Source organism: Myroides sp. DF42-4-2 (assembly GCF_030326445.1).
Taxonomy (GTDB): Bacteria; Bacteroidota; Bacteroidia; order Flavobacteriales; family Flavobacteriaceae; genus Flavobacterium.
On the sequence record NZ_JACAKI010000026.1, the window covers coordinates 1 to 14,587 of the forward strand.

A 14,587-nucleotide genomic window follows, 5' to 3' on the forward strand; every position below is an offset into this window, starting at 1 on the left:
ACTTTCATAGGAAAATTGATTTTTTATGGTCAACCTATGTCAGGGACGTACATGGTAAGTGGTGAGTGGTAAGTGGTGAGTGGTAAGTGGTGAGTGGTAAGTGGTGAGTGGTAAGTGGTGAGTGGTGAGTGGTAAGTGGTAAGTGGTAAGTGGTAAGTGGTGAGTGGTGAGTGGTAAGTGGTAAGTGGTGAGTGGTGAGTGGTAAGTGGTAAGTGGTGAGTAGTGAATGGTGAGTAGTGAATGGTGAGTAGTGAATGGTGGGTGGTGAGTCCATAATGAGTCCATAGTGAGTCCATAGTGTCTCTATTAAAAGTCAGGGTTTTAATAGAGACACTATGGACTCATAAAGGAGGAAAGATAGTGGTACGTCAAACGAAAGTCGAAGGGAAAGCGACTAAAACTCGAAAGAAAGGACGGAAGTATCCCAAAATTAGAAGTATCTTTCGCTTAAAAAGAAGTAGTGATGAAAAAAAGTGTCAAAGAAAGAGAGATTTATTACAGTGATTTTGGAGTGAGTGAAGGGCGTTCTCGAGCCTTTTTTCACGATAGCCTGAGTTACGGTAGTTTTGTTTATGATTTTGAAACGAATCAGAAATATTGGATTGCCGCTAAACCCAAAGACAGTGAAATCAAAGCCATAACTGCAGATGGAAAGTATGTGCTTGCGATCGATACAACATTTGATACGCGTAAGCGATTTATTCGCCTGGTCGAAGTGGAAACTCAAAAGGAAGTGGCTATGACCAAGGTCGCTTTTGGTTACGAAGCCTTGTTTACTCCCATAGAGGGCGTAATTCTCGTTCGCGGTGATATCAAAAAAAGGGAAAAGGTCGTTGTACTCGATATCAAAACGGAAGAAATACGATATGCTTTTCCAGGGGCAAATCCCTTGAGCTACGGACAGCTAAATGAGGAATTGAAAACTTTTGTTTTGCCGAATCCAAGGAAGAAAGCCGAAGTTTTTACCTATGATTTTCAAACGGGAGAAGCCAATGTAATTGCTTTGCCCTCCAAGCGATTGATTCATCGGGTAGCACTAGTGGCTCAAAATACCTACTTCTATATCGATGGGGATTATATCGCTACTTTGTTTAAGGATGGAGCAGTGGTGTGGCAGACACCCCTGGGTTTTGACGATTCCCTCCACTATGCCCCTGATTTTTTTATCCGTGATAATCGCGTGTATTTTTCCTATTTGTATGATAGTCCTGCAACGGAACTGACAGAAATGAGAATTCCTTGTTTTTATACCCTTGATTTAACAACAGGTAAAATAGAAACGATGCAGATCCCTGATCCTGATTACGCTGGTTTTTTTCTCCCTTTTTTAGGCAATCAAGTCGTGAATAATTTTGGGTTGTGTATTGATTTGGATACAAGAGAACTATCAAAATTAGCTTCTGCTATTTTTGTATAAGAGAAAGATTATAAAGTGATTACGATGATAAATTACAACGACAAAACCTTTCGAGCAGTTAGCAATACACCCAATGGGGAAACGTCTAGCGAAACGGTTTTTCACTACCAACAGGAGGGGAGAATCTTAACGGCAACCTACAAAGGAGGGAAGATTGTCTCTGGACATTTGATCGGATTGGTTGATGAGCGTGGAACGATCGACATGAGATACCACCAAGTCAATGACAAAGGTGAATTGATGACAGGGGAATGTCAATCTACCCCTGAAGTAATGGAAAATGGAAAAATCCGCTTACATGAAGTGTGGGAATGGACCTCTGGCGATCAATCTAAAGGGACTTCTATGCTCGAAGAAGTATAGCAATAGAAACAAAAAAACCGCTACTCAGCGGTTTTTTTTATTATGTATACTGTTCTAGTATTTTCTTGTTAATGGCTTTAATCAAAGCGGGTCCTTCATAAATGAATCCGGTATACAACTGAATTAACGAGGCTCCTGCTTCTAATTTTTCTATGGCGTCTTCGGGAGTGTGGATTCCTCCTACACCGATGATAGGGAAGGCGCGATTGCTCTTATCCGCCAAGAAGCGAATAACTTCTGTACTGCGCTTCGTTAATGGTTTTCCACTTAATCCACCAGTTTCTACTTTCTTCTCCGATTGTAGTCCTTCTCGACTAATGGTGGTATTGGTTGCAATAACACCTGCAATCTTTGTCTCTGCCACAATATCAATGATATCGAGTAGTTGACTGTCTGTCAAATCGGGTGCGATTTTTAAGAGAATTGGCTTGCTTTTCGGCTTAGCGCTATTTTTTGTTTGCAAGGCATGCAATAAAGCGGTTAAAGGCTCTTTGTCTTGTAACGCACGCAGGTTAGGGGTATTGGGTGAACTCACATTGACTACAAAGTAATCGACATACGGAAAAAGTGCCTCGAAGCAGATTTCGTAATCGTCAGTGGCTTGCTCGTTTGGAGTCACCTTATTTTTTCCGATATTTCCGCCAATGAGTGTTCCTTTGTTTTTCTTTAAACGTTCAATCGCTTGTTCAATTCCCCCGTTGTTGAACCCCATGCGGTTAATCAAGGCATTGTCTTCCACTAAGCGAAACATGCGTTTTTTGGGATTCCCGTCTTGTGGTTTTGGGGTAATAGTTCCAATTTCAATAAAACCAAAGCCGAAGTTTTCTAACTCTCTGTACAATTTTGCATCTTTGTCTAAACCTGCTGCTAGTCCAACTGGATTTTTGAATTTCAAGCCAAAGACCTCGCGCTCTAATCGCTTGTCGTTCACTTGAAACGTAGAGCGAATAAGGGCCGATACACCTGGAATTTTGTTGATGAATTTCAACGAGTTAAAGGTAAAGTGATGCGCTTTTTCTGGATCCATAGAAAAAGCAAACGGTTTAAAAATACTTTTGTACATAAGATGGGTGTTGTTGTGTTGTAAAAATACAGTGCGAAAGTACATCTTTTGTTATAATTTTTAAAACCTTCGGCAAAGAATACTTTGTTTTTCTGCGCTTTCTTTGGTGTACAACCAAACAAATGGAGTGGCATCTATCCTCCAAGTGAGCAAATGCTGGGTGTAATCTTGAAACTAGCTGTAAATTAAACGCCTTTAGCGGGTTGTGTAAAGAAGGAAGCTCCAAGTAAAAGAGCGGCAACAAATATCAAGCTAAGTGAACTAATACCTTCGCCTATAGCTAAATGCGCAATTCCCGCACCAATGAGGTTAATGGTAAAACCCGCATAGGCAAATCCTTTGATTATACGTGGCATAAAGGGTAGTAGTAGCGCAAGTACACCAAGTATTTTGGCAACTCCTAATTCAATGCGAAAATAATCAGGGTATCCCAAATAGGCAAAGGCCTCTTTAAATGTTGGGTCTGTGAAATAACCATAGGCGCTAAATAACATAAAAGCGCTAAATAAAGCTGTTGATGTCCAATAGATTAATTTCTTTTTCATGTGTTTTGTTTTTGATTTGTATAGCAAAGGTACCACCTTTAAAAGATGAAAAGGAGGGGGCTAACTAAATGGAAACTGGTTACCAATTGGTAAGTGCAGGAAGCGTATCTTTGACGGTGTAGTCGATTTTTCGTATCTTTACTTTAGGCGAAATTTGAAGAGCGATGAAAGAAGCGATGAAAGAACAACAGGCACAGTGTAAAACGAATATAATGGGGGTCAAAGACAGCATGTCCATTTTAAGTGGCAAGTGGAAGCTGCATATATTGGGTACTTTATTGTTGCACGATAAATTGCGTTTTATGGAACTCCAACGCGCTTTAGGCGATATCTCTGCCAAAGTGCTCAGCAAAGAATTAAGAGATCTTGAACTCAATCAACTGATTAACCGAAGAGAAATTGACGGCTCAATCGTCGCTGTTGAATATGAGATTTCTCCCTTTGGAATTACCCTGACTCCCGTGATTCAAGCCCTCGCCAATTGGGGAAATACCTATAGACAAGAAATCACCAAGCAGATGGAAAAAACCAAAGGTTAGAAAAACAAGAAAGGACAAACGAAATTATTTCAGTAGAAAAGCGGGGAAAGCGAATAAAAGGTCTTGTTATTCTTCGCCAAAATCTGTATCTTTGCCACTCATTTTTTAAAATTAATCATGATAAAAATTACATTACCAGACGGATCAGTGAAAGAGTTTGCCTCAGGGGTAACTCCTTTCGATGTTGCTAAAAGTATAAGTGAAGGATTAGCTAGAAATATTATTTCTGCCAGCTTCAATGGTACCACCATCGAAACCACCACTGCTTTGACCACGGACGGTAGTTTAGTTTTGTATTCATGGAATGATACAGAAGGGAAAAAAGCATTTTGGCATTCTTCTTCTCACGTAATGGCACAAGCTTTATTGGAGCTATTCCCAGGTATTAAGTTAACGATCGGTCCTGCTATTGAAAATGGATTCTACTATGACGTAGATTTCATGGATCACAAAGTTACGGATGCTGATTTTAAGCGAATTGAAGATAAGTTTTTAGAAATAGCTAGAGGAAAACACGAGTTTTCGATGCGTTCTGCTTCCAAAGCAGAGGCGTTAGCCATGTATAAAAAAGAAGAAAACCCATATAAAGTAGAACTAATCGAGAACCTAGAAGACGGAACAATTACGTTTTGTGATCACGATACCTTTACTGACCTATGCCGCGGTGGACATATTCCCAATACAGGAATCATCAAGGCATTTAAAATTTTATCAATTGCAGGTGCTTATTGGAGAGGAGACGAAAAAAATAAACAGTTAACACGTGTATATGGTATTTCGTTCCCGAAACAAAAAGATCTAACGGATTATTTGGCTTTATTAGAAGAAGCAAAAAAACGCGATCACCGCAAATTAGGAAAAGAGCTAGAGTTGTTTACATTCTCTCAAAAAGTAGGGCAAGGGTTACCGTTGTGGTTGCCAAAAGGTGCTGCTTTAAGAGATCGCTTGGAGTACTTCTTGCGTAAAGCACAGAAAAAAGCAGGATATGAACAAGTAGTAACCCCACATATCGGACAAAAAGAACTGTACGTTACTTCTGGGCACTACGCAAAATATGGGGCAGATAGTTTTCAGCCCATTCACACACCAGTAGAAGGGGAAGAGTTCTTGTTAAAACCAATGAACTGTCCGCATCACTGTGAAATATACAACGCAAGACCTTGGTCATACAAAGATTTACCAAAGCGTTTTGCTGAGTTCGGAACCGTTTATCGCTACGAGCAATCAGGAGAATTACACGGGTTAACTCGTGTACGCGGATTTACACAAGATGACGCGCATATCTTCTGTACGCCAGATCAATTGGACGAAGAATTCAAAAAAGTAATTGACCTTGTGCTTTACGTTTTCGGATCTCTAGGGTTTGAGAACTTTACCGCTCAAGTATCTGTTCGCGATTTAAGCAATCCAGATAAGTATATCGGATCTGTGGAGAACTGGGAAAAAGCAGAACAAGCAATTATCAACGCAGCCAAAGACAAAGGGTTAAACTACGTGATTGAAAGTGGTGAAGCTGCTTTCTACGGTCCGAAGTTAGACTTTATGGTGAAAGATGCCTTAGGAAGAAGCTGGCAGTTGGGAACAATTCAAGTAGATTACAATTTGCCAGAGCGTTTTGAATTGACGTATAAAGGTTCTGATAACGAATTACATAGACCTGTAATGATTCACAGAGCACCTTTTGGATCAATGGAGCGTTTTATCGCGATTTTATTAGAACATACAGGTGGAAATTTCCCACTTTGGTTGATGCCAGAGCAGGCTATTATACTGTCTTTGAGTGAGAAGTATGAAAAATATGCGAAAAAAGTTTTAGATTTGCTAGAAAATGACGAAATTCGCGCGGTCGTAGATAACAGAAATGAAACGATCGGTAAGAAAATCCGTGAAGCAGAAGTACAAAAATTCCCTTATATGCTGATTGTAGGTGAAGAAGAGGAGAAGAATGGAACGATTTCTGTGCGTAAACACGGGGATTCAGGCAAATCAAATCAAACGATGAAAATAGAAGAGTTTGTTGCTTTTGTTCAAAAAGAAGTGAGTTCATCAATGAAACAGTTCGGAGAATAAAAAAACAAATGATGTATAACGCTTGTAGAACCAAGCATTAAAATTTTTAAAGCCATAGCAGTAAGACAAAGAGGAGGATTTAGACCTCGCGAAGAGAAGAAGGATTTGCATAGAGTAAACAACGCAATCCGTGTTCCTGAAGTTCGACTTGTTGGAGACAATGTCGAAACGGGTGTATATAAACTAGCAGACGCTTTGCGTTTAGCTGAAGAGCAAGAATTAGATTTAGTGGAGATCTCTCCCAATGCAGAACCGCCCGTTTGTAAAGTAATTGACTATAAAAAATTCCTTTACGAGCAAAAGAAGCGCGAGAAAATGTTGAAAGCTAAATCAACGCAAATTACCGTTAAGGAAATTCGTTTTGGCCCTCAAACTGATGAGCATGACTATGAGTTTAAGAAGAAGAATGCAGAAAAGTTCTTAAAAGAAGGAGCTAAATTAAAAGCATTCGTATTCTTTAAAGGTCGTTCTATCATCTACAAGGATCAAGGACAAATTTTGTTATTGAGATTAGCACAGGATTTGGAAGAATTCGGAAAGGTTGAATCAATGCCAGTATTGGAAGGAAAACGTATGACCATGTTCATCGCTCCTAAAAAGAAAACAAAGTAATTCTTCCCGCTAAAGAAAATAGAATTAAGTAAGATAATCATAATACCTAGGAACAAAATGCCTAAAATGAAAACTAAATCTAGTGCTAAAAAGCGTTTCAAGCTAACTGGTACTGGAAGAATCAAAAGAAAACACGCTTTCAAAAGTCACATTTTGACTAAAAAATCTAAAAAGCGTAAATTAGCTTTAACTCACTCTACTTTAGTATCTAAAGCAGATGAGCACAGCATCAAAGATCAATTAAGATTAATCTAATTCTAGGTAACTAGAACTGTAGATTCGGTTAAAATTTTTTAATAACCCTGGAGTGGCGCTTAGTAATTTAGAAGAACTTGTAAAAGTCGCCCACTACAAAAAACACTTGTAAAGAAATGGCAAGATCAGTAAACTCAGTAGCTTCAAGAGCAAGAAGAAAAAGAATTTTGAAGCAAGCCAAAGGTTACTTTGGAAGACGTAAAAACGTTTGGACAGTAGCTAAAAACGCGGTAGAAAAAGCAATGCTTTATGCTTACCGTGATAGAAAACAAAAGAAAAGAAATTTCCGCTCTCTTTGGATTATGCGTATCAACGCTGGTGCAAGATTACACGGATTAAGCTATTCTGTATTCATCGGTAAATTGAAAGCTAACAACATCGAATTGAACCGTAAAGTTCTTGCAGATTTAGCTACAAATCACCCTGAAGCTTTCGCAGCTATCGTTAATAAAGTAAAATAAGAAACGTTTGTCAAATCAGATTAGTCTTACTTAATATAGTTAAAGCCCTACTCACGAGTAGGGCTTTTTTTGTTTACCGTTCGCCCTAAGCACACAACAAACAAATCGAAGGTTCATCGAATACCAAAACAAAATATAAACTAGGTGAGATACACCGTGCAACGAACAAACCGCGCAACCAACAAAGCACAACCAAGAAAGCATTCATACCTCATAAAAAAAAACTATATTTACGTTTCTAATTCAGCCACCCTCCATGATATCATTCTTAGATTTACAGCAGATCAACCAGGCCTATGAAGCGGAGTATCTGCAAAAAATAAAACAAATATTCCACGATGGAATGTATATGCTTGCCAATGAAGTAGTTTCTTTTGAAGAACATTTTGCCGCTTATTGTGGAACTTCTTTTTGCGTGGGGGTTGGCAATGGTTTAGATGCTTTAAAATTGATTTTTGACGGTTATATCAAATTGGGGAAACTCAGTGTAGGAGACGATGTTTTAGTGCCTGCAAATACCTATATTGCTTCGATTTTGGCTTTGTTGGAATGTGGGTTGAATCCTGTACTCGTTGAACCTAATTTAGATAGCTATACCCTCGATTTAAGTGGAATCACCTATTCGATTACTGCTTCGACAAAAGCTATTTTAGTGGTGCATTTGTACGGACAAGTGTATGAGATGGATAAGATCCAACACTATTGTCATGACCGAGGATTGTTGTTGATTGAAGATGCCGCACAGGCCCATGGAACGACTTTCAACGGCATCAAAGCGGGTGCTTTTGGCGATGCTGCAGCTTTCAGCTTTTACCCGAGTAAGAATTTGGGGTGTATAGGTGATGGAGGAGCCGTTACGACGAATCACCTGGATCTAGTAGAGGTTATTCGTGCAACGCGTAACTATGGCTCTCACATCAAGTACCAAAATAAATACAAAGGCTTTAATTCGCGTTTAGATGAAGTACAAGCGGCACTGTTAAACCTCAAGCTTCCGCATTTAGACGAGGACAATCAAAAGCGTTTGCATATCGCTTATCGCTATATCAGAGAGATTAAGAATGTAAAAGTGATCTTGCCTCATCTCTCCTCAGAAGGCGCACATAATTTTCATTTATTTGTGGTTCGTGTAGCAGAACGCGAGCAGTTTCAACGGTATTTGTTAGCCAAGGGCATACAAACGTTGATTCACTATCCGATTGCCCCTCATCAACAACCCGCCTTGAGTGAGTTTAGCTTTTTACAACTCCCCATTACAGAATTAATCCATCAAGAAGTGGTTAGTTTACCTCTGTCACCCATACTTACAGACGAAGAAGTAACGCAAGTCATCCAAGCAATAAACGCCTATTAATGATAAGAGATATTTGGCATAAATATAAGCAAAGTGAATTCACCACAGTAACCCTTCTAAATACGATAGGCATAGGGGTGCGTTTGCTTACCGCCTTGTGTTCTGCTAAGCTTTTGGCTTTGTTTGTTGGTACTTCTGGCATGGCCTATATGGGAAATCTGCGCAATATGTTGGCGTCTATGGAAGCCTTTTCTTCTTTTGGATTTGCCAATGGTATTGTTCAATATGTGGCGACACATCGCGAAAATAAAACTGCAATTGAGCGCTTTGTCAATGTTTTGTTGCGCTTTATGCTGGGAATTCTCCTCCTGGTGTCGCTGGTGATATTCCTTTTTCGACGCGAATTAGATCGCTACTTATTCGAAGATGCCTTTTCTATGCCTAGTTTGTTTATTTGCTTGGGATTTGCCTTCCCCTTGCAAGTGTTAAACGGAATTTGGATCGCTTTTTTAACTGGTTTATCCCAGTTTAAAAAAGTTATTTACCTCAATATTATCGGCAATGTATCCGGCTTGTTCTTAACCTTTTATTTGGTGTATACGCAAGGGTTAAACGGTGCATTACTGGCTATGGTTCTTAGTCCTGCTATCCTTTTTTTTATCTCGCTTTACTGGGTCAAAAAAGAACTGAAACTGCAGTGGCAACCCTTTGACTTTTCCCTCATAAAGCCCTTGTTCTCCTATGCTGTAATGGCCTTGTTCTCGGCCGTTATTAGTCCGCTCTGTATGCTGTGGGTGCGCAAATTGCTCATGATAAATACAAGTGTTGAACTAGCGGGTATATGGGAGGGAATCCAACGGATTTCAGGTATTTATATGCTGTTTATCACCACCTTGGCTTATACCTATTTCTTGCCTAAACTTGCTCAATTACAGCAGTATAAAGATAAGAAAGCTATCATTAGCCTGTATTTTAAAGGGGTAATGCCCTTGTTTGCCTTAGGCTTATTGGTGGTCTATCTCTCCCGCAGTTGGATCATTCCCCTCATCTTGGATCACAGTTTTAGTCCTATGATAGATTTGTTGAAGTGGCAACTAGTAGGCGATTTCGTCAAAGGTGCGGGATTGATCTTTGGATTGCTCTTTTATACCGAGCGCTTGGTTTTGCCCTATCTAATCTGTGAAACCCTATTTTTTAGTTGTTTCTACGGATTTACGTATCTGTTACTCCCTCATTTTAGTATGGAAGCCGCTACTTTGGGGTACACTTTAGCGTATATAATTTACAGTTGTGTTTTAGTTGTCTATTTTTCTTGGTATTTTAGCCGTTCGGAGTTTAAAAAACACTTGAAGTAAATGAAGAAATACAGCATTTTTGATTGTCGTGAAATTGTCGTCCCTCAACTTATGGACGAGAGAGGAACGCTCGCCGTTATTGAGGAGGATATTCTTCCCTTTGAAATAAAACGCTTGTTTTTTATTTATGGAGTGCCTCGAGATAAGCACAGAGGTGGACATGCACACAAACAGCAAACGACTGTACTCTTCGCTATAAACGGAAGTTTCGAAGTAATGCTCGACGACGGCAATCAAAAGAGAAAAGTGTATTTAGAAGATCCTACAAAGGGCTTGATACTTCAACCTGGTATTTGGAGTGTATTGGACAATTTTGAAGCTGGAACGGTTTGCTTAGCCGTCAATTCTGGGGCATATGACGAAAGCGATTACATTCGCTCATATGATTTGTTTTTAGCCTCTCGTGCACTATTGCAAGAGGTTTAACCATTCCTTCTTTATCACATCCATATCAAAAGCATAGGCAGTTTTCAAGGTATTTTGTTTGATTCTATTGCGCATTTCTGTATCCAGAGCCAATACGTCCATAGCTGTTTTTAAGGCCTCAAAGTCTTGATCCTCAATTAAAAATCCGTTGTATTGATCTTGTATAATTTCACTTGGTCCTGTCGGGCAATCAAAGCTAATTATAGGAATCTCACAAGCTAAGGCCTCGAGTAGGACTGTGGGAAAACCTTCCAATCGACTGCTGTGCACAAAGTACAAGGCTCCTTTGAAGATAGGGAAGGGATTTTCGCAAAATCCAGGGAGGTGAACCCAAGCAGCGAGTTGATGTTGAGCGATTTGATCGACCAACTGTTGTTTATACCTTCCTTCGCCTAATATAACCAAGTGAATTTCTTCCTTGGGAAGTTTACTTCGACTATATAGTTCAATTAAACGGTCAAATTGTTTGAGGTCAGAATCCATACGTCCACAGGCAACAATATACCTTTTCCCTTGGAAAGAATGAGGTTGATTCGCTTGTTCGCGTATACTGTCAATTGGAATGGGATTGTAGATGGTTTGCACCTGTTTATAGCGATAAGTTGCTTTTACTTTTTCTGCAATTGCCTGACTTACACAAATGATTTGCTTTGATTTTCTATACAGGTGTTTCCCCAAAAAAAGATTGGATGTAAAATACCACGAAAGTTCCGAGCTGTGAATCGTTGGAATATAGGTAGCGTCAAAAACAAAACACTGTAACAATACTTCGGTGAGGGGTTTACTTCGCGTTCGAAAGTCTATGACATAATCAAAACCCTGTGTTTTGATGTAGTTTCGAAAAAGGCGATAGCGCTTCCATTTATTGCGCAAGGAAAAGCCCGTGGATTTGTGTACGCCTAAATTGTATAATACACCGCCATAAGGATAGGTAATAACGTTTAAATTAAGGAGGTTGTGCACCTCATAGCCTTCCTGTTCTAAATGGATGGAAAGGGAGCTGTGAATGCGTTCCGCACCACCATAAGCAAGGGTGTCACCCACTAACGCTATTTTTATTTTCCTTTGTGGCATAAAAAGATAAACGTACATTTGAATAAATCACGGCTAAGATAATGAGAATACTTTTAATTGGGGATTATAGCGGATTACATTCTGCCTTGAAAAAGGGACTAATACAGCACCCCAAGGTGAGGGAAGTGGTCTTGCTAGGTGATGGTGATAAATTCAAGGACTTAGAAGTAGACCGTTCTATTCGCCCACAATGGACCAACAGTCGATGGGGGACTTTTTTTCGCAAGGCAATTCACAAAGTTTTTCGCTGGGATATTGCCGAACTAGAAAAAGGATGGCGCGCCCAACAGCACTTCAAGCAATTGAAAGATTTTGACGTGGTTCAGCTGATCAATGACCGCCCTATTCAAACCATCGCCCGATGGGAAAAACACCTTTTACAACAGCTATTCGCCCAAAATAATAAAGTGTTTTTACTCTCTTGTGGAATTGATGTACACGGTTTACAGTACTTGACCAAACACCCAGAGGAAGTATCGCTTTTTCAACCTGTATTTGCGAATCCCAACCTACAACATCACTATGCTTATGTTGATGTTTACCGTCAAAAGGGAGTGATCCAAACACAAAAGATGATTTTGTCTCATTGCCAAGGTATTATTGCTAGTGATATGGATTATGTTAATCCCAATAAGGCGCATCCGAAATATTTGGGATTGATTCCACATCCAGTGGTAATTCGCGAATATCGTGCTGTGGAACAAGCCCATGATGGGAAAGTCTGTATCTTTTTGGGGATTAACCGCGGGAATTACCATCAAAAGGGAATCGCTTTCTTTGAAGCAGCCCTAGCACAACTGCAAAAGAAATACCCCAATCAAATAGAAATTTGTATAGTGGAACAATTGCCTTATGCGGCGTATCAACAAGCGCAAGAAAAGGCAACGATTGTATTGGATCAGGTATTTTCGAAAGATCAAGGATATAATGCACTAGAGGCTATGGCTAAAGGAAAAGTGGTTTTTACAGGGGCAAATGACGCGTTTTTAGCTCATTATAATCTACAAGAGGGAGAGGTGTGTATAGAGGCCAAGCCCAATGTTGCCTACTTAGTGGAACAATTGAGTTATTTGATTGAAAATAAAGCGCTTATTTCAGCCATAGGAAAACGAGCTCAACAGTTCGTTCGCGAAATTCACGATTGTGAAACGATTGCTAATCAATATGTAAGGCTATGGGAATCAAAAAAATAAATCTGCTCTATATTGCAACTTCTATTACCGGTGGAGGTGGAGTGGCTCGCATACTCAGTCAAAAAACGGCGGCATTTGTGCAAGCAGGTTATGAGGTGCAAGTGGTGAGTACCAATGATCTAAGTGATCGGCCATTTTATAACTTTGACCCCAGGGTTCGCTTTATCTTGTATTCACAACCTATTCGCACGATCGTTCAGCTGAAGCAATACTGTACTTTTATACAACAAAAGGTGATAGACGTCAACCGTCCCACCTTCATTTTTGTCATTGACAATGGGGTTAAAGGGTATTTTATCCCGTATTTTTTGGGTAATCGCATACCCGTGTATTTCGAAGTACATGGCTCGCGTAATTTTTTACTGTCTCCCATTCAATCGCCCCTCAAGCGTTGGATTGTCGATCGCTTAACTCTTGCGTTGAGCAAGCGCTTTCATGGGCTTATTCTTTTAAACAAGCAATCGGCTAAAGATTGGACACACAACAAGCTAACGGTTATTCCCAATTGGATAGAAAATCAAGGTAATCGCCCAGTATTAGCAGTAAAAAAACAACGACAAGTCATTGCTATCGGTCGAATTGTACCTGAAAAAAATTACGAAGCGATGTTGGCTATTTGGGCAAAAGTGCAGCTAGAACAACCCGATTGGACATTAGTCATTTGTGGTGGTGGACCAGCAGCATACGTTGCTGAACTAAAAGAAAAAGCAGGAGCAGGTGTGATTTGGAAAGGGGAAATCAAAAACGTTGATCAAGAGATACAGCAGAGTGCTTTTATGTTGCATACCTCAAATATGGAGGGAATGCCGATGGCTTTTTTAGAGGCTATGGCGTTAGGAGTAGCCGTTGTGGCTTTTGATGTTGATTTTGGACCTGCTGATTTGATTGAGCATGCGTACAATGGCTATTTGGTGCCACAAGGGGATCAAGAGCAAATGATCGACTGCTGTTTAGCGCTGATAAAGGATAGCAACAAAGCAGAACAATTCGGAGCACATGCCGTGCAAACAGTTCAGCAGTACGATAAATCTGTTGTGCTTCCTCAGTGGATTACTTTTTTTGAATCTCAAGACTAGCTTGGTGAAACGCGATTAGTTTGAAAAGCTTATACGCCAACATGGAGGGCTTTTTTCCCAAAAGATTACGTGAAATTAGACCGCCAAAAACAGTTTGTACACCCGTAATTAATGGAGTTAAGTTATTGTTTTTTAATTTTTTATATAGCTTGCTAAGCTGTACGTCTTCCGCTTGTATTTTTTGATCTTCAATCAACTTAGCGAGTACGGTACAAGCCTCTTTTGTCCGCGCTAAATAGGCTGCATTTGACTCTGTACTCCGGTGTAAAACAGGATTTTTTATTCGCCTAACCTCGATGTTGCGTTGCTGTAATTGAAGAAAAAACTGCGTATCCTCATATCCATAGGTTTGAATAGTAGCATCGAATTCAAGTTGTAGTTCGCGTTGATTAAAAAATAGATTGCAACAGCTGTGTAAGTGTTTGTATTGTTCTATTTTTAGCCCATAGGTTTCCCTAAGCGATTGTGGTACACCTTTAGCGGTCGGTTGGTAGGTAAAGCCCCCTTGAATAAAAGAGCCGGTATTGACTTGATCGATATAGGTTTGTACAAACGTTTCCGAAAGGGGAAAGACATCGGCATCCAACAATAAGACCCAAGGATATTGCGCTTCTTTTAGCAGTCGATTTCGCGTTGAGGCGACGTGTTGATTGATTGAATTTTGCAAGAAACGCGTATGGGATAAACGCGAAATAGTTTGATTTTGAAATTGCATTGTTGAAGCATCATCACACACTAAGATTTCAAAGGGAATGTTTAAGGTAGATGCCTCCTGATGTAATCGCTCTACCAAGGGTAGAATATTGTAATTATAGACGGGTATAGCAATAGATAGCATAAGAAA

The 14,587-nt window shown here is 39.8% G+C and carries 16 protein-coding genes; 12 read left to right on the forward strand and 4 right to left on the reverse strand.

All coding sequences use genetic code 11. The annotated features are described in order from the left end of the window. Positions 1-463: 463 nt before the first annotated feature. Together HX062_RS14600 and HX062_RS14605 are read left to right on the forward strand one after the other, a co-directional pair. Complete coding sequence (locus HX062_RS14600) at positions 464-1,417, forward strand: hypothetical protein (protein ID WP_286467916.1); 954 nt, start codon at positions 464-466, stop codon at positions 1,415-1,417. A gap of 24 nt (positions 1,418-1,441) precedes the next feature. Continuing rightward, the gene (locus HX062_RS14605) at positions 1,442-1,780 is read left to right on the forward strand and encodes an avidin-fold protein (protein ID WP_182626305.1); all 339 of its coding nucleotides are present in this window, start codon (positions 1,442-1,444) and stop codon (positions 1,778-1,780) included. 40 nt (positions 1,781-1,820) lie between these two features. Here the strand turns inward: HX062_RS14605 and HX062_RS14610 are convergent, their stop codons facing one another. Together HX062_RS14610 and HX062_RS14615 are read right to left on the reverse strand one after the other, a co-directional pair. Beyond that, positions 1,821-2,843, reverse strand: a complete 1,023-nt coding sequence (locus tag HX062_RS14610; protein WP_182626306.1) for a quinone-dependent dihydroorotate dehydrogenase — start codon at positions 2,841-2,843, stop codon at positions 1,821-1,823. A gap of 185 nt (positions 2,844-3,028) precedes the next feature. Then, a complete protein-coding gene (locus HX062_RS14615; protein ID WP_182626307.1) occupies positions 3,029-3,388 on the reverse strand; it encodes a DoxX family protein in 360 nt (119 codons plus the stop codon). A gap of 164 nt (positions 3,389-3,552) precedes the next feature. Between HX062_RS14615 and HX062_RS14620 the strand changes: the two genes are divergently transcribed. From HX062_RS14620 to HX062_RS14655, 8 genes are all read left to right on the forward strand, one after another. Beyond that, on the forward strand, positions 3,553-3,927 hold the full coding sequence (locus HX062_RS14620; RefSeq protein WP_255492368.1) for a winged helix-turn-helix transcriptional regulator: 375 nt from the start codon (positions 3,553-3,555) through the stop codon (positions 3,925-3,927). A gap of 117 nt (positions 3,928-4,044) precedes the next feature. After that, a complete protein-coding gene (gene thrS / locus HX062_RS14625) occupies positions 4,045-5,997 on the forward strand; it encodes a threonine--tRNA ligase (protein WP_182626308.1) in 1,953 nt (650 codons plus the stop codon). A gap of 105 nt (positions 5,998-6,102) precedes the next feature. Beyond that, positions 6,103-6,609, forward strand: a complete 507-nt coding sequence (gene infC, locus HX062_RS14630) for a translation initiation factor IF-3 (protein ID WP_002991325.1) — start codon at positions 6,103-6,105, stop codon at positions 6,607-6,609. Positions 6,610-6,666: 57 nt separating this feature from the next. Further along, positions 6,667-6,864 carry a 50S ribosomal protein L35 gene (gene rpmI / locus HX062_RS14635; RefSeq protein WP_002991327.1) on the forward strand — a complete coding sequence of 66 codons (198 nt, stop codon included), beginning with the start codon at positions 6,667-6,669 and terminating at the stop codon, positions 6,862-6,864. 116 nt (positions 6,865-6,980) lie between these two features. Further along, positions 6,981-7,325 carry a 50S ribosomal protein L20 gene (gene rplT, locus HX062_RS14640; RefSeq protein ID WP_002991328.1) on the forward strand — a complete coding sequence of 115 codons (345 nt, stop codon included), beginning with the start codon at positions 6,981-6,983 and terminating at the stop codon, positions 7,323-7,325. A 256-nt stretch (positions 7,326-7,581) separates the two neighbouring features. After that, positions 7,582-8,679 (forward strand): DegT/DnrJ/EryC1/StrS family aminotransferase, encoded by a 1,098-nt coding sequence (locus HX062_RS14645; RefSeq protein ID WP_182626309.1) that lies wholly within the window; start codon positions 7,582-7,584, stop codon positions 8,677-8,679. Next, positions 8,679-9,974 carry an O-antigen translocase gene (locus HX062_RS14650; protein ID WP_286467919.1) on the forward strand — a complete coding sequence of 432 codons (1,296 nt, stop codon included), beginning with the start codon at positions 8,679-8,681 and terminating at the stop codon, positions 9,972-9,974. The genes HX062_RS14645 and HX062_RS14650 overlap by 1 nt, the downstream gene beginning before the upstream one ends. Beyond that, positions 9,975-10,400 carry a sugar 3,4-ketoisomerase gene (locus HX062_RS14655; RefSeq protein WP_286467920.1) on the forward strand — a complete coding sequence of 142 codons (426 nt, stop codon included), beginning with the start codon at positions 9,975-9,977 and terminating at the stop codon, positions 10,398-10,400. On the opposite strand, the gene HX062_RS14660 is transcribed toward HX062_RS14655, so the two are convergent. Next, entirely contained in the window at positions 10,383-11,444 is a 1,062-nt protein-coding gene (locus tag HX062_RS14660) for a glycosyltransferase (protein ID WP_286467921.1), read from the reverse strand. The genes HX062_RS14655 and HX062_RS14660 overlap by 18 nt on opposite strands. Before the next feature lie 71 nt (positions 11,445-11,515). Here HX062_RS14660 and HX062_RS14665 point away from each other — a divergent pair, with 71 nt between their 5' ends. Next, complete coding sequence (locus tag HX062_RS14665; protein ID WP_286467922.1) at positions 11,516-12,667, forward strand: glycosyltransferase; 1,152 nt, start codon at positions 11,516-11,518, stop codon at positions 12,665-12,667. Beyond that, positions 12,649-13,743, forward strand: a complete 1,095-nt coding sequence (locus tag HX062_RS14670; protein WP_286467923.1) for a glycosyltransferase — start codon at positions 12,649-12,651, stop codon at positions 13,741-13,743. Before HX062_RS14665 ends, HX062_RS14670 begins: the two co-directional genes overlap by 19 nt. Here the strand turns inward: HX062_RS14670 and HX062_RS14675 are convergent. Continuing rightward, entirely contained in the window at positions 13,718-14,581 is an 864-nt protein-coding gene (locus tag HX062_RS14675; RefSeq protein WP_286467924.1) for a glycosyltransferase family 2 protein, read from the reverse strand. The two genes, HX062_RS14670 and HX062_RS14675, sit on opposite strands and share 26 nt — an antisense overlap. Positions 14,582-14,587 lie beyond the last annotated feature (6 nt).